2 pseudogenes are annotated in these 717 nt (G+C 60.5%); both read left to right on the plus strand.

Annotation, left to right across the window (positions count from 1 at the left end):
• A pseudogene (locus tag ACR0EL_RS22265) lies at positions 1-396 on the plus strand (hypothetical protein); the annotation flags it as partial.
• 75 nt (positions 397-471) lie between these two features.
• Positions 472-717 (plus strand): annotated as a pseudogene (locus tag ACR0EL_RS22270) (AAA family ATPase); the annotation flags it as partial.

Here is a 717-nt window from a genome sequence, read left to right on the forward strand (position 1 = left end):
GATTTCGACGACCTGCACCCCAAACACCTGCGCCGCATTCATGTGGGGCCAATGTATTCCTCAGCCTATACCGAACAATCCGGCCCCCTGCGGCAGGTGCTGGAGGATGCGCAATCTCCGCAAGGTCAGGACTGGGCGCTGGCCTGGACCACGGAAGAGCTGGAAAGCGAAGATGTGATCGAAGAGCGGGCCGGATGGTTCTCGACCGTCGAACGCGAGGTTTTTGCCTTGGATCCGTTCGGAGGGCAGGGGGCCGAAACCGGCGCTACCCGTACCCAGCGGTCGATCATCCTGCCCCAGCGTCCGTTTCAGGTGCTGGCCGAACGCAATCCGCCGGGTTTTGCCGATGTGCGCAAGTTCGTGGTCAGCAAGGCCGGACAGGTGTTGAGATATTGAGACCAGAGGCGGGCTGAAACCCGCCCTACGTGATAAGAGTAGGCCGGGCTTCAGCCCGGCATTGCGAGGAAAAACATGAGTTTGACGTCAGATCAGATGGAATTGCGCGAAGACGACATTCGTAAGCACTATCCGGCAGCGACTGCTTTGCTGAGCGGTTTCGAGCACGCTCCGCGTATTGCCAAAGCGGTTGAAACGACTGTCGAACGATCCCCTGGTGTCTCTACCGGGCGGCGGTTTCGGTCGACGACGCCGGGTCTGGTGACACGCCGTACTGCCCGCAGGGACGGGGTGCATCTAGTCGAACGGATCGAAGCGTCA

It is taken from the genome of Ruegeria sp. AH12 (assembly GCF_056541465.1).